The organism is Hymenobacter sediminis, assembly GCF_003231285.1.
Lineage (GTDB): Bacteria > Bacteroidota > Bacteroidia > Cytophagales > Hymenobacteraceae > Hymenobacter > Hymenobacter sediminis.
On sequence record NZ_QKNS01000003.1, the window covers coordinates 498,513 to 522,352 of the forward strand.

At 58.4% G+C, this 23,840-nt stretch carries 20 protein-coding genes; 9 read left to right on the forward strand and 11 right to left on the reverse strand.

The genetic code is table 11. From position 1 onward, the window contains the following. Positions 1–59 precede the first annotated feature (59 nt). Positions 60–764, forward strand: a complete 705-nt coding sequence (locus DNI29_RS11205) for a dienelactone hydrolase family protein (protein WP_110978187.1) — start codon at positions 60–62, stop codon at positions 762–764. Between the two features lie 80 nt (positions 765–844). Here DNI29_RS11205 and DNI29_RS11210 read toward each other — a convergent pair whose 3' ends face one another. Further along, positions 845–1,297 carry an ankyrin repeat domain-containing protein gene (locus DNI29_RS11210; protein WP_110978188.1) on the reverse strand — a complete coding sequence of 151 codons (453 nt, stop codon included), beginning with the start codon at positions 1,295–1,297 and terminating at the stop codon, positions 845–847. Positions 1,298–1,589: 292 nt separating this feature from the next. Here DNI29_RS11210 and DNI29_RS11215 point away from each other — a divergent pair, with 292 nt between their 5' ends. Further along, the gene (locus tag DNI29_RS11215; protein WP_110978189.1) at positions 1,590–4,049 is read left to right on the forward strand and encodes a TonB-dependent receptor; all 2,460 of its coding nucleotides are present in this window, start codon (positions 1,590–1,592) and stop codon (positions 4,047–4,049) included. 18 nt (positions 4,050–4,067) lie between these two features. Continuing rightward, positions 4,068–5,213 carry a PepSY-associated TM helix domain-containing protein gene (locus DNI29_RS11220; protein ID WP_110978190.1) on the forward strand — a complete coding sequence of 382 codons (1,146 nt, stop codon included), beginning with the start codon at positions 4,068–4,070 and terminating at the stop codon, positions 5,211–5,213. Positions 5,214–5,402: 189 nt separating this feature from the next. Here DNI29_RS11220 and DNI29_RS11225 read toward each other — a convergent pair whose 3' ends face one another. The 6 genes from DNI29_RS11225 to DNI29_RS11250 all read right to left on the reverse strand — a co-directional run bounded on the left by DNI29_RS11225 (position 5,403) and on the right by DNI29_RS11250 (position 14,547). Beyond that, the gene (locus DNI29_RS11225) at positions 5,403–6,446 is read right to left on the reverse strand and encodes a bile acid:sodium symporter family protein (protein WP_110978191.1); all 1,044 of its coding nucleotides are present in this window, start codon (positions 6,444–6,446) and stop codon (positions 5,403–5,405) included. Positions 6,447–6,527: 81 nt separating this feature from the next. Continuing rightward, positions 6,528–7,412, reverse strand: a complete 885-nt coding sequence (locus DNI29_RS11230) for a tetratricopeptide repeat protein (protein WP_110978192.1) — start codon at positions 7,410–7,412, stop codon at positions 6,528–6,530. A gap of 122 nt (positions 7,413–7,534) precedes the next feature. Beyond that, on the reverse strand, positions 7,535–8,929 hold the full coding sequence (locus tag DNI29_RS11235) for a PepSY-associated TM helix domain-containing protein (RefSeq protein ID WP_110978193.1): 1,395 nt from the start codon (positions 8,927–8,929) through the stop codon (positions 7,535–7,537). A 139-nt stretch (positions 8,930–9,068) separates the two neighbouring features. Further along, positions 9,069–11,636 (reverse strand): TonB-dependent receptor, encoded by a 2,568-nt coding sequence (locus DNI29_RS11240; protein ID WP_110978194.1) that lies wholly within the window; start codon positions 11,634–11,636, stop codon positions 9,069–9,071. A gap of 203 nt (positions 11,637–11,839) precedes the next feature. Continuing rightward, on the reverse strand, positions 11,840–12,892 hold the full coding sequence (locus DNI29_RS11245) for an LLM class flavin-dependent oxidoreductase (protein ID WP_110978195.1): 1,053 nt from the start codon (positions 12,890–12,892) through the stop codon (positions 11,840–11,842). Between the two features lie 89 nt (positions 12,893–12,981). Then, complete coding sequence (locus DNI29_RS11250) at positions 12,982–14,547, reverse strand: MDR family MFS transporter (RefSeq protein WP_238388065.1); 1,566 nt, start codon at positions 14,545–14,547, stop codon at positions 12,982–12,984. A 122-nt stretch (positions 14,548–14,669) separates the two neighbouring features. Here DNI29_RS11250 and DNI29_RS11255 point away from each other — a divergent pair, with 122 nt between their 5' ends. Further along, positions 14,670–15,458, forward strand: coding sequence for a sulfite exporter TauE/SafE family protein (locus tag DNI29_RS11255; RefSeq protein WP_110978196.1), 789 nt, complete (start codon positions 14,670–14,672; stop codon positions 15,456–15,458). A 211-nt stretch (positions 15,459–15,669) separates the two neighbouring features. On the opposite strand, the gene DNI29_RS11260 is transcribed toward DNI29_RS11255, so the two are convergent. Continuing rightward, positions 15,670–16,140, reverse strand: coding sequence for a DUF4890 domain-containing protein (locus tag DNI29_RS11260; protein ID WP_110978197.1), 471 nt, complete (start codon positions 16,138–16,140; stop codon positions 15,670–15,672). 226 nt (positions 16,141–16,366) lie between these two features. Between DNI29_RS11260 and DNI29_RS11265 the strand changes: the two genes are divergently transcribed. The 5 genes from DNI29_RS11265 (at position 16,367) to DNI29_RS11285 (ending at position 20,843) form a co-directional block, all read left to right on the forward strand. Further along, a complete protein-coding gene (locus tag DNI29_RS11265; RefSeq protein WP_110978274.1) occupies positions 16,367–17,389 on the forward strand; it encodes an SDR family NAD(P)-dependent oxidoreductase in 1,023 nt (340 codons plus the stop codon). Positions 17,390–17,784: 395 nt separating this feature from the next. After that, the gene (locus DNI29_RS11270) at positions 17,785–18,543 is read left to right on the forward strand and encodes a prolipoprotein diacylglyceryl transferase (protein WP_110978198.1); all 759 of its coding nucleotides are present in this window, start codon (positions 17,785–17,787) and stop codon (positions 18,541–18,543) included. Positions 18,544–18,545: 2 nt separating this feature from the next. Continuing rightward, the gene (locus DNI29_RS11275; protein WP_110978199.1) at positions 18,546–19,085 is read left to right on the forward strand and encodes a hypothetical protein; all 540 of its coding nucleotides are present in this window, start codon (positions 18,546–18,548) and stop codon (positions 19,083–19,085) included. 62 nt (positions 19,086–19,147) lie between these two features. Next, complete coding sequence (locus tag DNI29_RS11280; protein WP_110978200.1) at positions 19,148–20,548, forward strand: radical SAM protein; 1,401 nt, start codon at positions 19,148–19,150, stop codon at positions 20,546–20,548. A gap of 13 nt (positions 20,549–20,561) precedes the next feature. Continuing rightward, on the forward strand, positions 20,562–20,843 hold the full coding sequence (locus tag DNI29_RS11285; RefSeq protein WP_110978201.1) for a hypothetical protein: 282 nt from the start codon (positions 20,562–20,564) through the stop codon (positions 20,841–20,843). Between the two features lie 113 nt (positions 20,844–20,956). Here the strand turns inward: DNI29_RS11285 and DNI29_RS11290 are convergent, their stop codons facing one another. The 3 genes from DNI29_RS11290 to DNI29_RS11300 form a co-directional block, all read right to left on the reverse strand. After that, positions 20,957–21,457, reverse strand: coding sequence for a DUF5004 domain-containing protein (locus tag DNI29_RS11290; protein WP_162303585.1), 501 nt, complete (start codon positions 21,455–21,457; stop codon positions 20,957–20,959). Between the two features lie 315 nt (positions 21,458–21,772). After that, a complete protein-coding gene (gene mutM, locus DNI29_RS11295) occupies positions 21,773–22,591 on the reverse strand; it encodes a DNA-formamidopyrimidine glycosylase (RefSeq protein WP_110978203.1) in 819 nt (272 codons plus the stop codon). A 193-nt stretch (positions 22,592–22,784) separates the two neighbouring features. Next, entirely contained in the window at positions 22,785–23,687 is a 903-nt protein-coding gene (locus DNI29_RS11300; RefSeq protein WP_110978204.1) for a PhzF family phenazine biosynthesis protein, read from the reverse strand. Positions 23,688–23,840: the final 153 nt, after the last annotated feature.

The window sequence follows — 23,840 nt, forward strand, 5'->3', positions numbered from 1 at the left end:
GTACAAACGGTTTGACCGCACCACCACTGCCAGAATAGAAAACTCACCATCTCACCAGTATGAGCTACCCCAACGCCGTTTCGCTTACCGCTTCCGACAACACCCAGTTCAATGCCTACACCGCTTTCCCGTCCGCTGAAGGTCGGCACCCCGGCATTATTCTGCTACAGGAAGCCTTTGGCGTGAACGGCCACATCCGCAACGTAGCCGACCGGCTGGCCCAGGCCGGCTACGTAGTTATTGCCCCCGAAGTGTTCCACCGTACGGCCGAGCCGGGGCTGGAAATACCCTATTCCGACTTCGCCAGCGCCATGCCGCACTACAATGCCATAACCCCAGAAGGCGTGGCCACCGATGTGCAGGCCTGCTACGACTGGCTGCGGGCCCAGCCCAACGTAACAGAGAAAGTAGGTAGCATTGGGTTTTGCCTGGGCGGGCGGCTGTCGTTTCTGGCAAATGCCGTCCTACCCCTTGCAGCAGCTATATCATATTACGGCGGCGGTACCCACCTGCTGAAAGACCGCGCCGCTGACTTGCACGCGCCCCACCTGTTTTTCTGGGGTGGGCAGGATCAGCACATCAGCAAGGAGAAGATTGCCGAAGTAATTGAGGCCGTAGACGCTGCCGCCAAGCCTTACATCAACACCGTCATTTCCTACGCTGACCACGGGTTCCACTGCGATGAGCGCCCCAGCTACCACCCGCAAGCCGCCGCCGAAGCCTGGTCCCTTACACTGGCCTTTTTCCAGGAAAAACTACGTTAAGCACCACTTCCTGCCGTACTAAAACAGCAGCGCCCTACCCTTCATTAGAGGGGTAGGGCGCTGCTGTTACTACGTAATGCTTACTTGGCTTTGGCCTGAATCAACTTAACCACCTCAGCGTTGCCGCTTTCCTTGGCGCTGGCTAGTACATCCTTGCCATCCTTGTCTTTAGCCTTGGGGTTGGCCCCATTTGCCAGCAGAAACTCCACTACATCGAGGCTGCCGTTGGCGGCGGCGGCCATCAGGGCAGTGGCATTGAAGCTGTCGGGTTTGTCTATCTGCGCCTTATGCTTAACCAGGGTCTTCACAATTTCCAACTGCCCATTGCCGGCTGCAATGATCAGAAAGGTAGTCGGGAAGCCGGGCATCATCTCTACCGGGGCATTTACATCAGCTCCGGCTGCCAACAAGGCGTCTACATCGGCAGCTTTGTTCTTAACCACTGCGCCGTACACCTTTTGTACGGGAGTTTGAGCCTGAGTGAGGGTAGTAGCAGCGAGAAATATAGTAAAAACGAGAAGAAGTTTTTTCATGCCGAGAAATCCAATTGGATAGGGAGAACAAACTCAAATATAAGCTTCCGTTACCGGAATATCCCTATTTCAATGCAGTTCCGCAGCGCATTGTGCCGAGCTAAGCCTTTCTATATCCTTAGGCCCCTGCAAAACGCCACTTACTACAGGCTTTGCAGAGAACAACTTAAGATAAGCTCAACGATAGATTAGGTTAAAGTTATGTAGAATCATTTTAAATAAATTTTCATTCCACAGATTCCTGCCTTTACTTTGTGGCGTTTTAGAACTGTTCTAAATAATTCAATCTCGCATGAACACACTGCAACGCCTGGGTTTGGTTTCCACCCTAACGGCTTGTTCCCTTTCTGCTGCGGCGCAACAAACAGCGTCTATCCGTGGTACCGTAACTACTGCTGATGGCAGCCCAGCCGCCGCAGTTACAATTGGTCTAAAGGGACGCGGGCAGGGAGCTATTACCAACAACCAGGGGCAGTACGTGATTGAGCGGGTACGCGACGGGCAGTACACAGTGATAGTAACTGCTGTAGGCCTGAAGTCGGAGGAGCGGTCTGTAACGGTAAGCGGCGGTCAGGGCGTAACGCTTGATTTTGCTTTGGCTGAAAACGCCGAACAGTTGAAAGAGGTAGTTGTGAACGGCGCCCGCGTAAACCGCTTCGCCCGCAAGCAGTCAGTGGACGTGAACAAGATGCCGCTCAACAACCTGGAAAACCCGCAGGTGTATGCCACCGTGGGCAAGGAGCTGCTGACCGAACAATTGGTGTTCTCCGTGGATGATGCTACGCGCAATGCTCCTGGCTTGCAGAAAATGTGGGACGCCACCGGCCGCGGCGGCGACGGCGGCGCCTTCTATGCTGCGCGGGGCTTCGTTACGCAAAGCCAGTTGCGCAACGGCGTGGCCGGCAACGTGACCGGCAATATTGACGCAGTGAACCTGGAAAAGCTGGAAGTCATTAAAGGCCCCTCGGCCACGCTGTTCGGCTCGGCCCTAACCTCGTATGGCGGCCTAATCAACCGCGTCACCAAGAAACCGCTCGATACCTTCGGCGGCGAGGTAAACGTAGCGGCCGGTAGCTACGGCTTCCACCGCGTGAGTGCTGACGTGAACCTAGTAGACCAGAGCACGCCCACCGACCAGCCCAAAACGCTGGGCTTCCGCCTGAACACGGCCTACACCTACGAGGATAACTTCCAGAATAAGGGCTATACCGGCTTCAACAAGAACCTGGCCGTGGCCCCCAGCCTGCAGTGGCGCCCCTCGGACCGGCTGACGGTGAACCTGGACGCAGAAATTTATAAGAGCCGGGGTACAGGCAATCAGTTCATTTTCCTGTACTACGCGCCAGAGGCGCTGGGTTTTGGCCGGGCCGACAAGTCGCCGCTTGATTACCGCCAGTCGTACCAGGGGCCGGGTCTGCTTCAGGATTCGCGCAGCACCAACCTGTTCGGGCAGGTGCAATACAAGATTTCGCCCGCCTTCACGGCCACAACTTACCTGACTAGCAGCAACAGCTACTCGAACGGCAACTCGGCGTATTTCTACCTGGTGCCGTCATCGGCCATCACTCGCCGTAACCCCGAACTGCCGGATGCCGACAATTACCTGGTGCGGGCCGACCAATCGACGGACAACAGCCAGAAGCAATTGTGGGAAGCGCAGCAACTGTTCAACGGCGACTTCCAGATAGGCAACATGCGCAACCGCGTGGTGCTGGGCCTGGATTTCCTACGAATTAACTCAGATGTCAACTTTGTGGGCGCCAATTTCGATACGGTGGCCATCTCTTCTCCGCGTCCCATCCTAGACCGCTTCAACGGCACTAATATGAACGCCGTATACGCTAGCGGCGGCGGTGGACGGTACTTGATTACTACCAAGTCGAATACCTACAGCGCCTTCGTATCAGATGTGCTGAACCTGACCGAGCAGTTGAGCGTGCTGGCCGCCCTGCGCGTGGACCACGTCAGCAATACCGGTGGACTGTTGTACTCGCCCGTGGCGGCGTACAAGCAAACTACTTGGTCGCCCAAATTCGGCGTGGTGTATCAGCCGGTAAAGGACCGGGTGAGTGTGTTTGCCAACTACCAGAACAGCTTCAACAACCTGGGCATCTACCTGGCCGCCGACGGCAGCCGTCCGCTAGCCCGGCCCGAGCGCGCCAACCAATGGGAAGGTGGGGTGAAGCTGGACGCGGCCGGCGGCCGCCTCAGCGCTACGGTGAGCTACTACGACATCCGGGTGCAAGACCGGCTGCGGCTGCTCGGTTATGCGCCTACCACGTTTGAAGCCATCAACGCCCAAGATGCCACCCAGCGTAGCAAAGGAGTGGAAGTCAATTTTACTGCCAACCCGGTACCTGGCCTGAACATGGTGGGTGGCTTCTCTTACAACGGAGCGAAATTTGAGGATTCGCCCGAAACTGTGAACGGCCGCCGGCCCAACACAGCTTCTTCACCCTACCTGGCTAACGCCTGGGTAAGCTACCGCCAGCCAGAGGGCGCGCTACGCGGCCTGGGCGCCGGCTTCGGCGGCAACTACGCCAGCGAAAACCGCGTGCAGAATGAAACTAACAACGTGTTTACCCTGCCCAGCTACACTGTGTTCAACGCCAGCATTTTCTACGACCAGCCCAAATACCGCATTTCGGCTAAAGCAGATAACCTGACGGATCAGCAGTATTGGACTGGCTACACCACCATGAACCCGCAGAAGCTGCGTAGCATTATCGGCAGCGTCGCGTACAAGTTCTAACCTAACCCTCTCACGCTTATGACGGCTAAGCAGCTCGTTGGCAAGCTACACCTCTGGCTCGGACTCGCGTCCGGGCTAGTGGTGTTTATTGTGAGCATCACGGGGGCCATCTTCGTCTTCCAGGATGAAATCCGGGACCTGACCGAGCCGTGGCGCAAGGTAGAGGCCCGGGCCCAGGCGCCGGTGCTGCCCTCGCGCCTGCAGGCCGCCGCCCTGGCCGCCCACCCCGGTGTAGACAGCAAGGACACCTGGGTAACCTACTTTGGGCCCGAGCGCTCGGCTACGGTATTCTTTACCACCAAGGCCGGGGCACCCACGCAGGTGTACCTGAATCCCTACACCGCCGAGGTGCTGCACGAGCACGACCTGCGCACCCACTTTTTTGCGGTGGTGCAGGAAATCCACATGACCCTGCTGCTGCCCGAGCCGGTAGCCAAGTGGGTAGTGGGCGGGGCCGTCATGATTTTCGTGGTGATGCTCATTACCGGCCTAGTGCTATGGTGGCCTAAGCGCAAGCAGGAGCGCAAGCAGCGCTTCACCATTAAGTGGGGCGCCCGGTGGCGGCGCGTGAACTACGATCTGCACAACGTACTGGGCTTCTATGCCGCCAGCGTTGGGCTGCTCCTGGCGCTTACGGGCTTATTCATGATTTTTCCCTCGGTGCTTACCCCCATTGCCTACGTAGCCAACGGTGGCAAAACCTATCCGCAAGACCTGATAACGGCCAAAGTGGACACGCTGCAGCCCGTGGCCGCGGCCGCGCTGCCCGTCCGCGACGTTATCTACCAGACTGCCCGCCGCCGCTCACCCCAGGCCGAAATGATTCTGCTGGGCCCCACCGGCACCGACAAAGCGCCTGCCTACTGCTGGACTTACCGCAAGGCCCTGCACTACTACTACCGCGACGACTACGCCTTCCACCCGGTTTCGGGCCAAGAGATGCAGGCCAGCCTGCACGACACGAAAAGCGCCGGCACCAAGCTCACGGACATGAACTACGATATCCACACCGGCCAGATTTTGGGTTTCGGGGGGAAGCTGGTAGCCTTCCTGGCCAGCCTGATTTCGGCCAGCCTGCCCGTAACCGGCACCATTATCTGGTGGGGCCGGCGTAACAAAAAGAAAAAGCCCCGGCCCCAGAAGCTACAGGTGCAGGTTGCCTAAGAAAGCAGGGGTAAGGCGCTGCCGCCGATTGCTATAGTAAACAAGAATAAATCTGTCATTCTGAGCAGCGCGAAGGACCTCTACAGAAGGTGATTACTAACGGTAGAGGTCCTTCGCGCTGCTCAGGATGACAGACTCTTTCTATGTTAAAAAGCAGCCTATTACATATTGCTTCCTGCTCACTACCTACTACTTGCTGGTTTCGGCAGCCTCCCTACCCATGCGCTGGGCCATCATGCTGGCCAAAATGATTTGCAGAGCGTGATAAAGCATGAGGGGGAGCAGAAGGAGGCCGGTGGCAGCGGTGGCCGGAAACAGGAGGCTGGCCATCACGCTGCCGTGTACCAACGACTTCTTGGAGCCGCAGAACAGGGCCGTAATCCGGTCTTCGCGCGAGAAGCCCAGCACCCGGCTCAGCCCCCACACCAACCCGAAAATGGCCAGGTACAGCCCTACCATGCCCAAGCCTAGCAGCACAATGTCGCGGGCGGCGTAGCTGCGGAAAATGCCCTCGGCAAACGACTCACAGAAGGCCGTGAAGACAATCAGCAGAATCACTACCTGGTCGGAAATGCGCAGAGTGCCTTTGTGCTGCTCGGCAAAAGCGCCAAAGCGGCGGTTGAGCAACACCCCCGCCACTACCGGCAACACTACCTGCCAGGTCAGGCTCACGGCCAGGCCCCACAAGTGGCCGCCGTCGGCGGAAGTGTGCAGGAACAGGCTGGTCCAGAGCGGAGTGAGGAAGATGCCGAGCAGGCTGCTGATGCTGGCGTTGAAGATGGCAGCTGGCAGGTTGCCGCGCGCGATGCTCACCATCACAACGGAGGTAGAAACCGTGCTAGGCAGCGTGCACAGAAAGAAGATGCTCTGCCAGAGTTGCTCTCCCTTCAACCCTGCGAATAGGGGTCTAGCTACCAGCGCCAGCACCGGAAATGCTACGAAGGTAATCAGCTGAACCACTACGTGCAGGCGCCAGTTGCGCAGGCCGGCTTTCAGCTTATCGAGGCTCAGGCGCAGCCCGTAGAAAAAGAAGATAAGCGCCACGCCGGCCGTGGTAATAAGCTTCCATGGAATCGGGCTGGCCTTGCTACCCACCTCCGGGATGAAGTACGCCAGCACCACCGCCCCAATCAGCCCCAGCAGAAACCAGTCGAGTAGGCCCGCCCGGCGGAGCAGAGCCAGAAAACGGTTTTCGGAGGGTGGCGGTAGGGTAGGTGGCGAAGAGGCGGGCATGCAAAACAAGAAAAGGGGAGGTATAAGCGACGCAGTACCCTGGGGTACCCTTCTGCATAAACCCGCAAGCAGGAGCAGAGGTTACTCGTTAATGGTCAGATGATATTCCTTGGCTGTAGTCCGGAACTGGTCGAGCTGGCCTTTTTCCTTCATAGCTTTATACAGCAAACTCACCATGGAGCTGCTATCGTCGAGGTAAGGCGACTCCTGATCAACGTAGAGGCGGTGGGCGGCGAATAGGTTGGCCATGGCCTGGGGGAAGTCTTGCCGGAGTAGCGCCAGGCGGCCGGCTCCGAAATAGCCCTCAGGGTTGTAGGGGGCAACAAAACGCAGTTGCTCGTAGTAGCTGCGGGCCTCGGTGGGCTTCTCCAGCATACTTTGCACCACGGCCATATTCAGCAGAGCCAGGTGGCCCTCCGGAAACACCGCCAACGATTTAGTATAGAACGCCGCCGCCTTTTTCAGGTCCTTGGTTTGGCGGTAGCAGATGGCCGCGTTATCGAGGGCCATAACAAACTTGGGGTCTTGCTTAGCAGCCTGCAGAAATAAGGGCAGGGCCTGCGCGTATTGCTTCTGCTTGAGCAAGGTAGCGCCCTGCTCGTAGGCCTGCCGGGCGGCCGGCACCGCCGACAGCTGGTATTGCTCCTCCGTTTTGCGCGTCACTAAGGCATTACGCACTGGTGGACACGAACTGATGAGCAGCTCCCGGCTCTGGCGTAGGGTAGAGGTCATGCCCTCTACGGTACTGATAGCATTGCCATCGGCGGCCCAGCCATCAGAGGTGACGCTGGTCAGAGCCTGGGGCAGGCATTTATCGAGCCGGGCCAGCACGGTATCCGTGGGCACCTGGGTGCCAATGCAGGAGCAGGCGTGGTCGGCGGTGCGCTGGGCTAGCGGCTTTTGCTGCGCCAAGGTTGGGGCGGCCAGCAGCAGGCCAGCCAAGAGCGAAAAGTAGCGTTGAATCATGGAACGGGAGATGAATTCACGAAGATGCCAGGCAATATCCTGATCAGAAGGGCAAATAAAAAGCGCCCGCCGAAATCCGGCGGGCGCTTTGCTGACTACGCTGCAGACGGGGACTTAGGGAACTAAGCCGCGGCCAGCTTACGCCCTTTCTTCTTGGCCTTGCGCAGGCGGTTCAGCCACAGAATGGTGCCGGTGATGGGGAAGGTAAAGCCCAGCACACATACAATCAGGCTGATAACTTTAGAGGGCCAACCCCAGATGGAGCCTGTATGCACCGGCTTAAACATGCCGCGCACGCGCTGGCCCAGGCTACGCTGCTCGTAGGTCTGCTGGCTGAGCACCTGGCCGGAGTACTGGTCGAGGTAGGTTTCGTCGGTAGCGTTTTCATAGCTGGCATTGGGGCGCAGGGTAGCTACCCGAATGCTGCCGGTGGGATCTTTGGGCAACTGCAGGGAGTAGTACACTGAAGTGGGCGCCAATGCGCGGGCGCGGGCCAGGGCCGCATCGGGCGTGAGGCCGGGGGTAGGTGCTGCTTCCGGGGTAGCGGCAGCTTCGGGGGCATCGGCAGGGGTAGGGGTTGTGGTTACGGAAGCGGCGCCCGGCACTACCGAAACTGGCGGCTCGGGGCGCTGCATGGGCGAGTTGGTCACGGCGTAGATGCCCTTGTTAAACCACTCAAACGACCAGGCCAAGCCCGTGAAGGCAAAGACAAACAGGAACAACGCCGAGTAGAAGCCCAGCACGATGTGCAAATCGTGGTTGAGGCGCTTCCAGCCTCCGCTCCACTTCACCTGTAGACGTTGCTTTACGGCCTTGCGGGTAGCCGGCCACCAGAGCACAATGCCGGTAATGATGATAAACAGGAACATAACGGTGCTCACGCCCACAATCAGCTTGCCGATAGGGCCGCCCACCATGCCGCGGTGCAGAGCCATCATGGTGAAGAAGAAGGTTTCGCGATAGTTCAGCTCGCCGGTTACGGCGGCGGTGTAGGGGTTCACGAACACCACCGGGCCGCGGCCGCCTTCGCCTCCGCCACCTTTGCCGCCCTTGCCTTCGCCTTTTCCTTCTTTGCCGCCCTGCTCGCCGCGGCCTTCGCCCCGGCCGCCTTCGGCTCGCCGTTCTTCTCCCTGCGGGGCTTTGCCGGTTTCCATGCGCCCTTCACCACCGCGCTGGCCGCCTTCACCCTGGCCCTTGCCTTCGCCTTTGTGCTCACCACCGGGGCCGCCGGGCGCGCCAGCCAGGTTGAACTCCACGGTGCGGGTAGGGTCGGCGTACACTTTCATGCCCGTGATTTTCGCGTCGGCCTTATAGGCTTTCACGGCGGCTGTGAGGCGCTCCAGGGGTAGGGCGGGGGTAGCAGCTGCGGGTGCCGCCACGAAGTAGCGCTCCGGGTGCCAGGCCTGCTCCAGCTCTTTCTCGAAAACGAGCACGCCGCCCGTCAGGCAGACTACGGCAATAATCAGCCCCGAAACCAGGCTGAGGTAAAGGTGAATGTTGCGGAAGAAGATTTTCATGGGGCTAAAATACACGCTGGGAAGTCGGGCGAAAACCCGGAAGGTGGCTGGTTGCAGCCAGCACCTTCCGGGTTTCCTTTTCACTCAGTTTTTCTTTGGCCAGCAAGGTCAGGTTCTTCAACCCGCTGGCATTGTGCGCTTACAGGCGGTAGCCCAGGGTAGCCGCGAAGTTGCGCGGGGCAATGGGGTTCACGCTATTGTCGTCGTGCATGTTATAGCTCAGCTCGTTGAGCAGGTTGGCCAGCTTCACGCGCACCGAGAACCGGTCGTAGGAGTAGCCCAGCGAGGCATCCAGCTGCACGTAGTTCGGGATGGTGATGAACTGGTTGGCATCGGCACCGGTGGCCCAGGGCTTGCCGTCGGCGGGGTTAACCAGGCGCGGGTTGCGGCCGGCCAGCTTATCGCCCACGTAGTAGGTCGTGACGCCCGCGGTCAGGCCCCGCAGAAACCCGTTGTCGCCGAAGGTGCTGCCGAAGTTGTAGAACAGGCTGAGGTTGGCCGTATGGGCGGGGTTGTAGCGAAGGCGGCTGCCGTTTTCGTAGATGTTGCTATTGGTGTAGGCCGTGTGGTTGTAGCTGTAGCCAGCAATAAACGACAGCCCGTACATCGGCTTGCTCTGAATGTCCACCTCTACGCCCTTGCTCGTCACCTCGCCGGCCAGCTCCTGGGGGCTGGTGCTATATTTGGTAGTATAGCGCGGGTCGTTGGGCAGTACGCTCTGGATCTGGTTGCTGTTGACGATGCGGTAGGCCGTCACGTTGGCCGACAGCGCCCCTTTAAACAAGTCGTTCTTAATACCTACCTCGTACTGGTCGATGATGGAGGGGGGCAGGGGTTGGCCGTTGAGGTCGACGGCCGTGTTGCTCTGCGGGGTGAACGAGTTGGAGTACGAGGCGAACAGGGCCGTCGTCTTGATGGGCTGGTACACTACCCCTAAGCGGGGTGAGAAGGCGTCGTCGTAGCGGCGGTTGTTCACCAACTGGCCGGCCAGCGAACCATACTTGTTGGTAGTAGTGCGGTTGGAGGCCGTGTTGTAGTAGTACTGGTCGCTGGGGGTTTCCTGGTAACTCCAGCGGATGCCGGCCAGCACCTTCACTTTCTCCGAAACGCTGAGTAAATCCTGGGCGTAGAAGCCGGCCCGGCGGGTATTGCTCTGGGTGGAAAGGTTGCGCACCAGCTCCCCAAAGCCTCCGATTCGTTCCTTGGGCTGGGCTACCACTTTGTTGCGGTCCAGGATGTTAATGGCGTCGTAGGCCGTAACGCTGGTGCGGGAGTTAGTAGGCGAGGTCGGGCCGGAGTAGGCCAGCGTGTTGGTGAGGTACTGGTCCGCGTCGGCACCCACTAGCACGGTGTGTTCCAGCGCGCCGGTACGGAGCTTGCCCGTCAGGTCCAGCTGGGCCAGGAAGTAGTTTTCGTTGGTTTCGGTGCGCTGCAGGCTGCGGGTCAGGTCGCCGTAGGTAGCGGCGACGGCGCTGGCTACCGGGCGGCTGGCGCTGCGCAGCTCGTTGTTGTAGCGCTGGTAGCCGGCCACCCCCCGGATCTGCCAGGTGTCGTTCAGGCGGCTGGTGAGGGTAGCAGTAGTGCTGGTTTGCTGGGTGGCGTTGTTGGCCCCGGGCACGTTCAGGAAGCGGCTCCGCGACTCCTGAACCTGGTAGTTGATGGCCCCGATGCCGAAGTCGGGCGTGCGGTTGTCGCGCAGGTAGTCGCCCTCCAAAATCAGGGTAGTCTTGGGCGTGAGGGTGAACAGCAGGGAGGGGTTCACGTACACCCGGTCCGATTTCACCTCGTCGCGGAAGCTATTGCCCTGCTCGTAGGTACCGTTCAGGCGGAAGGCCACGTTTTCGCTTTTGCCCACGGCACCATACACGTCCACCGTTGGCTTCCAGAACCCGAAGCTACCCACGCGCAGCCCTACTGAGCCGCCGCGCTCAAACTGAGGCTTCTTGGTTACCAGGTTCAGTACGCCGCCCGCGGCCACGTTGCCGTAGAGGATGGCCGCGCTGCCCTTCAGCACTTCCATGCGCTCCAGGGAGCTGGCTTCAGGCATCACGCCGTTGTTGAAGCGCACCCCGTTCTTAAAGGTGTTGTTGCTGCCGTAGGCAAAGCCCCGGCTGCCCAGCTCTTCCTGGGTGCCGCCGGTGGTGCTGGTCACGTACAAGCCGCTCACGTTCACCAGCGCATCTGACAGGCGCAGCACCTGCTGTTGCTCCAATACTTGGCGCTCTACCGTCACGGCGCTTTGCGGCAGGTCTAAGGAGGCTACGGGTAGCTTACTTACGCTGGTAGGGCGCTCATTGAGGCTGCGGTTGCCGGTTACGGTTACTTCGTTGAGCTGTTGGTTGTTCTGAGCCAGCGTAAACGAGGGGAGGGTAGTGGTTTCGCCTCCGGTGATGGTCACAGTAATTTCCTGGGTGGTGTAGCCGAGGCTGCTCACTACCAGCTGATAAGAACCCGCCGGAGCTGACAACCGAAAGCTGCCATCGGTATTGGTAGTAGTTCCGAAGGAAGTGCCTTTCAGCGCCACTGTCACGCCTTCTATCGGCAGTCCTTTATCGTCCTTTACCACCCCGGCCAAACGGCCGCGTTGGGCAGTTTCGTCACCGGCGTGTTTAGTGGTAGTTAACGTGCCATTATCGCCGCTAAGGGGGGTAGCAATGCCAGTGACAGGAAGAGAAAGTAGCAGTAAGAAGGGGAGAGGTCGGGACATTATGTAGGGCTGTGCTTGTTTAGAACGATTTAAAACAACGCAAAGCTCGGGTCTATTTAGATAGATTCAAAACAGTTCTTTAGAAAAGTTCTATTCTTGGAATAAGGTATCAGAAAGTCAGAATGATAGGCACTAAAAAACCCAACGCGGGCAGAGCCTCACGTTGGGTTTACTGTATGCTAGGGGGTAGGCAGTTAAATTTTCTACCCCACCAAGGTGGCTTGCGAAGTTGCTACTCCTACCGGTAAGGAAAAGGATTCGGCCAGTAACTCGTAAGAGCGCAGACGGTCATCGAAGTCATGGGTGATGGTAACAGCTACTACCTCGTCCACAGCGTAGTCGGCAGCCAGCTCCGTTAGCTCAGCCTTCACCTTGTCGGGCGTACCGCTGATGATGCGCTGGTGATGGTAAGCCAAGCGGTGCAGCAGGTCGGCGGAGAGGTTCTTCAGGTTTACTTTCTCCACGGCATCAATGGGCGAGTAGTTGCCGGTTTCCAGCTTCAGCATCTGCAGGGCCAGGTTGTCGGCCAGGGCCTGGGCGTGGCCGGCCGTATCGGCGCACACCACGAAAATGGCCACGTTAGCCTGGGGCGCGGCCAGCTCGGGCGAGGGTTTAAACCGGTCGCGGTACAGCTTCATGAGCTTGGGCCCGCTGTTGGGGTTGATGAAGTGGGCAAACGAAAAGGCCGCGCCCGCCTCGGCCGCAAACAGCCCGCTCTGGCCGCTGGAGCTGAGCAGCCACAATTCGGGCTGGGTATCGGCGAAGGGCGCGGCCTTTACGGTGGCATGAATGGTATCGGGCACCACCTCGTCGCGGAGGTAGGCCCGCAGGTCCATGAGCTGCTCGGCGAAATCCTCGTCGCTGAACGTGTTATGCGGGTTCAGGGCGTGGGCCGTAATGCGGTCGGAGCCGGGGGCCCGGCCGATGCCCAGGTCGATGCGGCCGGGATACAGGGTTTCGAGCAGGCGGAAGTTCTCGGCCACCTTCAGGGCCGAGTAGTGGGGTAGCATCACCCCACCCGAGCCCAGCCGGATGCGCGAGGTTTCGGCCCCGAGGCGGGCCAGCAGCACCTCCGGCGCCGAGCCAGCCAGGGTATTGGTATTGTGGTGCTCCGATACCCAGAAGCGGGTGAAGCCCAACCGGTCCGTCAGGCGGGCCAGTTCCAGGGTATGCTGCAGGGCCTCGCGCGGGGTACGCCCCACCGGCACCGGCGACTGATCCAATACGCTGAGGCGGATATTCAAAGGAGTTTCCATGGCAGAAGAATGAATAGCTACAATAACCACGGCACGGCCCCGGAAGTTTGCTTTCTACTGACAGATGGAAACTGGTAAACTGGCGCCCGTTATTCCGTTGCTGGCGGAGGGGCATCGGTGTTGCTCTTGCGCAAGGGCAGCTCCGGCACGAACAGGGTCATGAGCAAACCCCCAACCACCAGGAAAATATTGAACAAGTACACTCGGGAAATAGCCTGGGAAAACACTTCTTTAACCGAGGCAGAGGTAGGAGCCGTAACGCTAGCCACCGGCCCCTCCGCCACCACCGCCACCGGAATAGTGGGCCCCGTGCCGTGGCGGGGCAACCCCTGAGTTAAGGTTGTGGCCAGGATAACGCCTAGGATAGATGCCGTGATGGCGCCGCCAATCTGTCGGAAGAACTGGCTGGCCGAGGTAGCTTGTCCCATCAGGTGCGGCTCGATGGCGTTCTGGATGGCCAGGGTGTAGAGCGGCATGGTAGGGCCCAGTCCGAGGCCGCTGAGTAGCAGATACCCCAGCACCTGCCCGTAGCTGACCGTAACGGGCATGGTAGCCAGCAACGACAGGCCACCCAGCAACACCACCAGCCCGCCCAGCATCCAGCGTTTGTAATGCCCGAAGCGCGACACCATCTGCCCTGCCAGCAAGGAGCCCATAACAACGCCCATCGACAGCGGAATTAGGCTTACGCCCGCCTGCGTGGCCGATACGCCGAGCACGTTGACCATAAACAGGGGCTCGAAAATGATGATGCCCAGAAAGGCCCCGCCCAGCAGAAATAGCGCCCCGTTGGCCGTGCGAAATACCTGGTTGCGAAACAAGTTGAAATCCAGAATCGGGTTTTCATGGTGAAGGCTGCGCCACACGAACAGGGCCAGCGCTGCCCCCGATACCGCCAGCATCCCGAGGGTAACGGGGGAGGTCCAGCCATAGGTGGCCTTGTCGAGCTGCAGGGCTACTACCAGCGGCACTAGCCCCACCATCAGTAGGCCAGCGGCCAAGTAGTCGAGGGGTTTGGGAGTAGCGGCGGGACGCAGGGCCGGCATCTGGGTCAGGATAAACCACAGGGCTACCAGGCCCAGCGGCAAGTTCACGTAAAATACCAGTCGCCAACCCGCTACCCCCGGAATCAGGTCCGAACCATGGTCGGTGAGAAAGCCGCCCAGCAGCGGCCCCAGCACCGATGAAGTGCCAAATACGGCTCCGGTGAAGCCCTGGTAACGGCCACGCTCGGCGGGCGGAAACAAATCGGCAATAATGATGAAGGCCATGGCAAACAGGCCCGCTCCGCCTAAGCCTTGCACGGCCCGGAAAATCACTAGCTGGTTCATTCCGTCGCCGAGCAGGGGTAGGGGGCCAAACTCGCCGGCCAACCCGCATAGCATGGAGCCCAGCAGGAAAACACTCACCGCCCCAATTTCAATCTTGCGCCGTGAATAGGTGTCGGCCAGTTTGCCGTAGAGGGGCACCAGCGCCGTACTGGCCACCAAGTACGCCGTGGCTACCCACGTAAAACGGTCCAACCCGTTTAAATCAGCCACAATACGGGGCAGCGCCGTACTGACGATGGTTTGGTCGAGGGAGCCCAGGAACATAGCCAGCAGCACGCCGGCAAACGTGAGCATCTTTTGCCGGTGCGTCAGATTTTCGGTCATAATCGGGGAAGTGAGCTTTCCTCTACGGCCCTACCCCGCCGCAAGATGCCCGAAAGAATAAGGGTAGGAGGGTACCGTTGGGCTAGCAACTACGGGAGCGGCGGCAGTACCTTCGCAGCCGCATGATTTCAACCTTTACTCTCGCCCTACTCTGTGTATTTGCCTTTTTGGCTGGTTTGATTGACGCCATTGTGGGCGGAGGCGGCCTGATTCAGCTGCCGGCCATGCTGGTACTTCTCAAGGATGCCGGTACGCCGGTGCCTACCATCCTCGGGACCGGCAAGGTATCTTCCCTGATGGGCACGGCCGCCGCCCTGCGCCGGTATGCCGGGCAGGTGCCTATACAGTGGCGGGCGGTAGGCACGGCTGCTGCCGTGGCGGGGCTGTTCTCGTTTCTGGGGGCGCGGGTGGTGAGCTTGCTGCCCCAGGAGCTGTTGCCGCCGCTGGTGCTAGGGCTGCTGGTGGTTATTGCCATCTACACCTTCTGGCGCAAAGATTTTGGCTCCCTTCATGCCCCGCGCCTACCCAAAAGCCGGGAGGCTCTGTATGGCGCGCTGGTTGGCCTGATTATCGGGTTTTACGATGGGTTCTTTGGGCCAGGCACAGGGTCTTTCCTGTTGTTTGCCTTCGTGGGGCTCTTTGGCTACGACTTCATTACCGCCTCCGCCTCGGCTAAACTGGTGAATGTGGCAACTAATCTGGCTGCCCTGGCTTACTTTGCCTACACCGGTCAGATCCTATGGGGCGTCGCCATTCCGATGGCCGTGAGCAATATCATCGGCTCCACGTTGGGTGCTCACCTGGCCTTGCGCCACGGTACTCGCTTTGTGCGCATCCTGTTTCTGGTGGTCGTTGGCGCCTTCATCATCAAGCTTAGCCTGCAGGTCTTCAAAGTTGATTTTTCCCTGTAGGTCTTCGAAGCAAAGTTTTGACTTGGAGAAGGGTGAGCATGAGGTTAGGGTGAGGCCCGACATCAGCGGTTTTGACCAACATCCTACCCCCTAAAAGGTGCCAAGCCCTTGACGAATGGCATCGTCAAGGGCTTGGCTGTTTAGCAGGTATATCTCAGAAGAGCAGATAGGCATGGGGGACTTCGCCATGCTACCTCACCCCGTTACTGTGTTACTCCTCGTAGCGGCTGGGAAGGCCAGGGGCCGCGTTACCCTGGGCACCCTGGCCACTGGGCACACCCATCTTCTCTTCGCGCTTGCGCTGATACCTATCGAACTGTTGGGCCGTCAGGGCCTCCTTGAGCATGGAAAGGCGCGACTGCCCAATGTCGTCGATGACGGCGGCCATCTTGCGCACATCCTGGCGGTAGGTCTGGCGGGCCGTTTCCACACCGCGCACGCTAATCAGATTGATCTGGCGCACTTTCTCCACTTGCTGCGGGGTCAGAGCCAGGGCCTTCTGCATGTTATCGGTGAGGGCGTTAGCGCGGGCTTCTACCTGAGCCGGGTTAGGAGCCGCCGGGCGGGTAGGCGCTGCCGTAGAAGCAGCGGGCTTGGGCTTAGGCTTGGCGGCGGGGGTAGTCTGGGCGAATAAGGCCGCGGGGGCTGTCAGCAGCAGGGCCGCAAAAAAGGTAGTCTTCATGTAGGGAAAGCAGAAAAATCGGGGCGCCGATAGTAAAGGCGCAGGGCTTTTCAACTGTAAAGATGATGCCAGATTATGAATCTCTTGGTCCGACAACGCAGAAAAGGCGTGGTGTATTCCGTGGGGTAGCAAAAATCTGAAGTTAGCAGGGTGCAACCTTTCCGGCCGGGTTTCCATACACTCCAAGGAACCATCCCTCAGATTGGCTCTGCCTTCCTACCTGCCTATGAAACCCGAAACCCGAAATACGCTACTGGCCGCCGCTGGCGCCGTGGGCCTGCTGGCCGCTACCCTCTATTCCAACCGCCGCGGCAGCTACGACCTTGCCGGTCGGGTAGTGCTGATTACGGGCGGCTCGCGGGGGCTGGGCCTCATTCTGGCCCGCCAGGCCGTAGCGGAAGGCGCCAAAGTAGCCATCTGTGCCCGCGACGCCGACGAGCTGGAGCGGGCCCGCCAAGAGCTGACCCAGGATGGCGCCGAAGTGCTGGCCCTGGTCCGGGACCTCACGAATGCCGAAGAGGTTCAGACGCTGGTGGCCGAGGTGGAGCGCCTGCTGGGCGGCATTGAGGTGCTGGTCAACAACGCCGGTATCATCACGGCCGGCCCCCTCGACAACATTGAGCTGCGCGACTACCAGGATTCCATGGACACCCACTTCTGGGCCCCGCTTCATGCCATGCAGGCCGTACTACCCGGCATGCGCCGCCGGGGTGAAGGCCGCATTGTGAATATTGCCTCCGTAGGCGGTAAGGTGCCCGTGCCCCATCTGGCGCCCTATTGCGCCAGCAAGTTTGCCCTGGTGGGCCTCTCGGAAAGCTACCGCGCCGAGCTGCTGCAGTATGGCATTCAGGTGACCACCGTTTGCCCCGGCCTGATGCGCACCGGCAGCGCCCGCCACGCCATCGTCAAAGGCCAGCATAAAAAGGAGTATGCCGCCTTCATCATTGCCGATTCCCTACCCATGCTTTCCATGGATGCCGACCGCGCTGGCCGCGAAATCTGGAACGCCTGCCGCCGCGGCGACGCTGAAGTGATTCTGAGTGTGCCGGCCAAAGTGCTTTCCACCCTGCACGGACTCTTCCCCGGTACCACCGCCGATGTGCTGAGTTGGGTGAACCGTGCCCTACCAGCCCCTGGCGGCCCTCTCGGCGACGAGCGGCGCTGGGGCTACGAAAGCGAGTCGGAAGTCAGCCGCTCCTGGCTCACTGGCCTCACCCGCAAAGCCGAAAAGCAGAACAACGAGCGGTAAGTCGGTTGCCAGGGTGGAGTTGCTACTTGCCAGTCAATATGGAGTGTCATGCTGAGCAACGCGAAGGACATCTTTAGAAGAAGGTGGTTGGGAAGTGCTCTAGGGCGTCATGCACAGCCGGAGGCGAAGCATCTCGCGTACTGACGCTGTGATGGTAACTGTCACGTCGAGCTGGTCGAGACATCTTGCGTGCTGAGGTTGGGGTAGTATCTCAACATCAGCATGCGAGATGTCTCGACCAGCTCGACATGACGTTCACTCGGTTTTGATACCCTCTAAACAGATAGCCAACTATAAATACCTTTCGTTTGGGCGCAGGCTGACACGTCTTTTGTAGCAGTGCGTTTTGCGTATCATTGCCACTAGCAACTGGCAACTGGTAACCCGCAACTCATTTGTCCTACCCCGTTCACCTTTCCCTAGGGCCGCTTACTATACCCATCCATCTGCTGCTGGAGGTGCTAGCGTATTCCGTGGGCTACCGCTTCTACCAGTACCTGCGCACCCGCTCCCCCGACCCGATTTCCGACGAAAACCGCCTCTGGATTTTTATTGGCTGCGCGACTGGCGCCCTACTCGGTTCACGGGTGCTGGGCCTGTTGGAGCACCCGGAGCTGCTGCTGCACCCGCCCGGCGGCTGGCTGTACTACTTCACCAACAAAACCATCGTTGGGGGCCTACTGGGTGGCCTGGTAGGGGTAGAGCTGACCAAAAAGCGCCTCGGCGTAACCACTTCCAGCGGCGACCTGATGGTGTACCCCATCCTGTTGGCCATGTGCATCGGCCGGCTGGGCTGCCACCTCTCGGGCCTCGAAGATGGCACCTACGGCACGGCTACTACCTTGCCCTGGGGTTTCAACTTCGGCGACGGGGTAGCGCGCCACCCTACCAACCTCTACGAAATTAGCTGGCTGCTGCTCACGGCAGCCGGCTTATGGCTCTCGGAGCGCCACGCGCCGCTCCCTAATGGCTGGCGCTTCCGATTTTTCCTGGCGAGCTACCTGCTGTTCCGGCTGCTGGCGGAGTTCCTAAAGCCCACGCCTGCCCCGGCTGGTTGGGGCCTCACCGCTATTCAATGGGCCTGCGTAGCTGGGCTGGGGTATTACGTGTGGTTGTTTAACCGAATTAGAAAAGATAATCAGCTATATTTTTAGATATGAAAAGAATAATTGATCTTTTTCGAGAAGATGTTGGTGTTACTTTTGTTTTGTTAGTGTTGTGCCTCTATATATTTATTTTAGAAAGAGATATTTTTGATGCTACTGTTGTGACAATTATGGGGATTAATCTTTCTGAAGATGTTGAACTGGATCTTATTTACGCATTAGTGGTATTTATTATTTACTACACGATATTATGTAGTGTGTATGAAAAACGGCCTAGTGTAAAATATAACGATGGTTTATTTTCCATGGCTTTTGGTTGTATTATTGCTTACATTTTACTTGAAATAAATAGAGTATATGCATCTGGCAGTTGGGAATATAGTAAGTTTAAAATTGTAAGTGTAGAACAGGTTTCTGTGTCGAAAACCTCAACTGCACCTCGTGTTATAATTCAAAAGAATAATATTATAAAATATATTATAAGAAGTGATTACAGAATAGATGAATTAAAGAGGAAAAAATATGTGCTGTTGAAGTATAGGCGGGGTTACTTGGGTTGGGTAGTTTTGAGAGACTTGCAAATTAAGTAGCCGTTTGTAAGTCTCAGGTGTGTAATAATACTCTAACCATCAGTAATTTACTTTTCTTCAGCATGCCCGAACGGCCCTATACCTACTACGACTTCACGCTAAGCCTATGCCCGCACTGCTTGCGGCGCGTAGAGGCCAAGATTGTATTTGAAGACGGCGGCGTGTACATGCTCAAGCGCTGCCCCAGCCATGGCCGCCAGAAGGTGCTCATTGCCACAGATGTTGAGTACTACAAAAGCATCCGCAACTACGTGAAGCCCAGCGAAACGCCGCGCCGCTTCAACACCGCTACCCATTACGGCTGCCCCTATGACTGCGGCTTGTGCGCCGACCACGAGCAGCACAGTTGCCTCACCGTCATCGAAATAACCGACCGCTGCAACCTGACCTGCCCTACCTGCTACGCCGAGAGCAGCCCCCTGCACGGGCGGCACCGCACCCTGGAAGAGGTAGAAGCCATGGTGGACGTGCTGGTGGAAAACGAAGGTGAGCCCGATGTGGTGCAGATTTCCGGCGGAGAGCCCACGCTACACCCGCAGTTCTGGGAAATTCTGGATATGTGCAAGCGCAAGCCCATCAAGCACCTGATGGTGAACACCAACGGGGTGCGCCTAGCCAAAGACGAGGCCTTCGTGGCCCGGCTGGCTACCTACGAGGGCGCGTTCGAGGTGTATCTGCAGTTCGATTCGTTTAAAAAGGAAGCTCTGGAAAGTCTGCGCGGCCGCGACCTGCGCGAGGTGCGCCTGCAGGCCCTAGAACACCTCAACAAGTACAACCTGAGCACTACCCTGGTCGTGACCTTACAGAAGGGGCTGAACGATGATGAAATGGGCCAAGTTATCGACTTTGCCTTGCAGCAGCGTTGCGTACGCGGCGTCACGTTTCAGCCCACCCAAGCCGCTGGCCGCCTCCAGAACTTCGACCCCGCCACCGACCGCCTCACCCTCACCGAAACCCGCCAGCGCATCATTGAGCAAAGCCCTGTGTTTACGGCCGAGGACTTGCTGCCCGTGCCCTGCAACCCCGATGCTCTGGTGATGGGCTATGCCCTGAAACTGGGCGGTGAAGTATTTCCGCTTACGCGCTACGTGCAGCCCGCCGAACTGCTCCAGAGCAGCGGCAATACCATTGTGTACGAGCACGACCCGCGCCTGCGCCAGCACCTGCTGCGCCTGTTCAGCACCGCCAACACCGTGGATACTATCACGCCCGAGCTCAATCAGTTGCTTTGCTGCCTACCCACTATTCAGGCCCCGAACCTGCGTTACGAAAACCTATTCCGGGTGATTATTTTGCAGTTCATGGATGCCTGGAACTTCGATGTGCGCGCCATCAAGAAGTCCTGCGTGCATATTGTGAGCAAGGATTTGAAGATTATTCCCTTTGAAACCATGAACCTGCTCTACCGCGACGAAGAGAAGCTGGCGCGCCTGCAGCAGTTGCGTGATATTCCGGTCCTCTAACTTTTCCTACCCCATGGAAACGCCCGAACCGCCAAAACAGCCCGAGCTATCCACCGGGGCCCTGCTGGGCCGGGTAGTGGCGGCTAATTTTGCTGCTCTACTGGTGTTCGGCAGTTTGGGTGGCTTCATCGGGATGTTGGCCCTGCCGGTGCTGAATCTGGTGATAGGGGTAGCGCTCCTATTCACCGCGCACCGTAAACTAGGCAAAGTAATGCTGGTTTCGGGGCTGGTGGTGGCGCTGCTGGGATTGGGTACTTGTGCCCTCATTCTTAGTAATCTGCGGGTCAGCCATTGACGTCCGGCGCGGGGGTAGCTGACCTGCGCGCAGTTTTCCTGCATCTTACCGAAAATAAAAAAGCCCGACTAGAATAGTCAGGCTTTTTTGCACTTGAACAGGGAGAAAGGCGCTTAGCGCGCAAAAACGGAGGTGTACGTAGTGGTGCCTTGTTCAGTGGTTTGAGCCAGCTTCAGGCGCAAGGTAGTGTTGGTCAGCTCTTCTACGGCGTAGTGGCGGGTAACCTCGGCCTGCGAAACGGTCAGCGAGTCGCCAGACAGCGTCCAAGAGCCGGTTAGCTGCTGAGGAGCCTCAGGGTGTGCTTTAACGGCGGCCTCATCGAGGGTATAAGAGCCACCAGAGGTGAAAATATGCAGATTGTCGCGCTGGGCGTCTTTCATGCGGGGGAAAAGGTCCACGGCCGGAGTAGCGTCGGTGCCGGGCGTAACGGTAGCCAACTGCAGGCTGGTTAGGCGCCACGGGCCAGCAGCCAGCAGCTCTGGTTTCGATTGGACGGTTGTAGCGGCAGCTGCCACTTCCTGGGCGGGGTCCTTAATCTCCTCAATCTCTTTCTCACAGGAGGCAAACACGAGGGTGCTAGCCAGCAGGCTCAGGAATACGGGCAGTTTCTTCATGAAAACGGGTTTTGGTGATTGTACAACAACACGCTTCGAGGCGTAGTACATCTGCGGCATGTGCCTCACTTTTTACGTCCAACTTCTCTACTACTTGGTAGCCCTCAGGCTGCCGATGGCACAAAGTTAGGGCATTATAATTAATACTGGTTCAGGGAGTTAAGAAGATTGTATGATTTGTAATACGCGGTGCCTTCTTGGTGCAATATGAAGCGTATTTTCTTCTTATAGTGCATACTATATCCTTAAAAAATAAAAATAGCCGACTGGGCAACAATCGGCTATAGAGAATATATAATATGAATTTTCCGATACTTAGCTCGGGGGCTGACAAATCGGGCAGGTGTAGGTAGCGCGGCCGCCAACATACGTTTTGTCAATTTTCGTAGTAGTATGACGCGGGCAGTATTGGTGCTGATTAGTACCCGGTGTCGCGGAATCATCCCATTCGCGGGCATGAATCAGGAAGCTGGCCGGAAAAGCTCGATAAGTAGCCTCATGTTGAATGGCAGTACTCAGTACCAGTTGAACAGCAGCGTGCAGTGCCTCAAAATCGGGGGTGGTGAGGGTGTGCGCAGCGCGCTCCGGGTGGAGACGAGCCTGAAACAGCACCTCGTCCACAATCCAATTACCCAGACCCGCCGTAATGCCCTGATCCAGCAGCAGCGGTTTTAGGAATGTTTTGCGCTTGCCCAACCGGGCTTGCAACTCGGCTGCGCTGATATCGAGGGCATCGGGCCCCAGCTTTTTAGCTGACTGATACTGGCTTACGCTATCTGCCAGTCGGATGCGACCAAATTTGCGCGGATCAATAAACGCTACCCGTAAGCCGGAGCCTAGATGAAAGGCAACTCTGGTAAACCGGGGTGCGTCGGGCTCGTCGCGGTAGGCGCCTACGTCGCCGGTCATGCCGAAGTGCAGCACCAGCACCTGCCCACTATCCAGCAGCAGGAAACAGTTTTTACCGAGGCGGCTGGTGCCCGTGACGGTGCGCCCTACTAAGGCTTGGCGTAGGGTATCTTCCTCAACGGCCAGCACATGAGCGTCTTTCACCTCAAGAGCGGCAATGGTCTGGTGGAGCATTACTTCCTCCAAAAAACGGCGGTAGGTTTCAACTTCCGGTAATTCAGGCATGTACTTCAAAAAAGAGTTACGAGCGCCCAGAAAACTAAGCCTAGGCAGCTATGCATAACAAGCGCCACACTAGGCTGCGTTCCCAGCTCAGCTAAAGCTTATACCCCTTGTTTGTGATGCCACAAGCCCGTCACTCTTTCTTTCAAGCAACGGCTGTCAAAAGGTCGTAGCCTCTTATCGTGCTCTATTCTCCCTAGAGACGCAACAGTCCTTCCAGTACAACAACGGCCGTGCCGCCAATCTGCACGGCGTCAATAGCTTCGCGTGGGCCGCGCACGGTTACCTCCACGCGGCCGGGCCGGCCGAGCCAGTGCCCCTGCTCCGCCACGAACGTAGGGCTGCTGAGGTAGCCGTAGTGCCAGAGGTAGGCCGCCATACCTCCAGTCGCCGAGCCGGTTACGGGGTCTTCCAGCACATCGGGCGGAGTGCAGAGGTGGCGGGCGAAGGTAGTGCCGGCGGGGGTAGCGCCCTCTAGGCAAAACAGGTGAGAACTAAAGAAATCGGTGCGCCGCCGGTACTCTTCTAGGGCCGCAGGGTTGGGCAGGTGGGCCCGGCGCAACGTGGCGGCATCCTGCACCAGCACCATGAGTTGCGGTGTACCCGTGCTGACGGTCTGGACCACAGAGCTGGGCACCAAGTCGGCGGGCGTTAGGCCAAATAGGGGAAGCACCTCGGCCGCGTCGTGTACCTGCCCGAATATGGGGCGGCGCTGGGTCATCAGGACGCGGGGTGGGGTTTGGGCGGTGGCAGGGGGTAGAACTTCAATAGCAATGGGGCCGTGCAGCAGCTCCAGCTGTAGGTGGAGGCTTTCGGATGTTGGGCGGGGTAGGCGGCCCGTGTGCAGCAGCGCGGTGATGGTAGCAATAGTGGGGTGGCCGGCCAGCGGAATTTCCTCACTAGGCGTGAAGTAGCGCACCCCAAACTCGGCTACCTCCGAGCGCCGCACAAAGGCCGTTTCCGATTGGTTGAACTCCTGGGCCAAGCGCTGCATCTGTTCATCTGAAAGATCATCGGCATCCAGGACCACGGCGCAGGGGTTGCCGCCCAAAGCCGTTTCAGTAAAGGCATCCAGCAGCAGAAAAGGGTAGGAGGGCATAGCAGAGAAGCAGGAGTGAAGCCAAAGGTAAAGCCGATTCAGGAAGTGCTACCCCCACGCTAGCCGGCAAACTGGCAGCCCAGCCCTGACAAACTGTGCAGAAAAACAAAAAGTCAGCTCCCAAGGAAGCTGACTTTTTGAAAAGGCGCTTAT

Bases quoted from the DNA above. Each gene is read 5' to 3' on its own strand.
- DNI29_RS11205 (WP_110978187.1), top strand. From the start codon at position 60: ATGAGCTACCCCAACGCCGTTTCGCTTACCGCTTCCGACAACACCCAG.
- DNI29_RS11210 (WP_110978188.1), bottom strand. From the start codon at position 1,297: ATGAAAAAACTTCTTCTCGTTTTTACTATATTTCTCGCTGCTACTACC.
- DNI29_RS11215 (WP_110978189.1), top strand. From the start codon at position 1,590: ATGAACACACTGCAACGCCTGGGTTTGGTTTCCACCCTAACGGCTTGT.
- DNI29_RS11220 (WP_110978190.1), top strand. From the start codon at position 4,068: ATGACGGCTAAGCAGCTCGTTGGCAAGCTACACCTCTGGCTCGGACTC.
- DNI29_RS11225 (WP_110978191.1), bottom strand. From the start codon at position 6,446: ATGCCCGCCTCTTCGCCACCTACCCTACCGCCACCCTCCGAAAACCGT.
- DNI29_RS11230 (WP_110978192.1), bottom strand. From the start codon at position 7,412: ATGATTCAACGCTACTTTTCGCTCTTGGCTGGCCTGCTGCTGGCCGCC.
- DNI29_RS11235 (WP_110978193.1), bottom strand. From the start codon at position 8,929: ATGAAAATCTTCTTCCGCAACATTCACCTTTACCTCAGCCTGGTTTCG.
- DNI29_RS11240 (WP_110978194.1), bottom strand. From the start codon at position 11,636: ATGTCCCGACCTCTCCCCTTCTTACTGCTACTTTCTCTTCCTGTCACT.
- DNI29_RS11245 (WP_110978195.1), bottom strand. From the start codon at position 12,892: ATGGAAACTCCTTTGAATATCCGCCTCAGCGTATTGGATCAGTCGCCG.
- DNI29_RS11250 (WP_238388065.1), bottom strand. From the start codon at position 14,547: ATGACCGAAAATCTGACGCACCGGCAAAAGATGCTCACGTTTGCCGGC.
- DNI29_RS11255 (WP_110978196.1), top strand. From the start codon at position 14,670: ATGATTTCAACCTTTACTCTCGCCCTACTCTGTGTATTTGCCTTTTTG.
- DNI29_RS11260 (WP_110978197.1), bottom strand. From the start codon at position 16,140: ATGAAGACTACCTTTTTTGCGGCCCTGCTGCTGACAGCCCCCGCGGCC.
- DNI29_RS11265 (WP_110978274.1), top strand. From the start codon at position 16,367: ATGAAACCCGAAACCCGAAATACGCTACTGGCCGCCGCTGGCGCCGTG.
- DNI29_RS11275 (WP_110978199.1), top strand. From the start codon at position 18,546: ATGAAAAGAATAATTGATCTTTTTCGAGAAGATGTTGGTGTTACTTTT.
- DNI29_RS11280 (WP_110978200.1), top strand. From the start codon at position 19,148: ATGCCCGAACGGCCCTATACCTACTACGACTTCACGCTAAGCCTATGC.
- DNI29_RS11285 (WP_110978201.1), top strand. From the start codon at position 20,562: ATGGAAACGCCCGAACCGCCAAAACAGCCCGAGCTATCCACCGGGGCC.
- DNI29_RS11290 (WP_162303585.1), bottom strand. From the start codon at position 21,457: ATGAAGAAACTGCCCGTATTCCTGAGCCTGCTGGCTAGCACCCTCGTG.
- mutM (WP_110978203.1), bottom strand. From the start codon at position 22,591: ATGCCTGAATTACCGGAAGTTGAAACCTACCGCCGTTTTTTGGAGGAA.
- DNI29_RS11300 (WP_110978204.1), bottom strand. From the start codon at position 23,687: ATGCCCTCCTACCCTTTTCTGCTGCTGGATGCCTTTACTGAAACGGCT.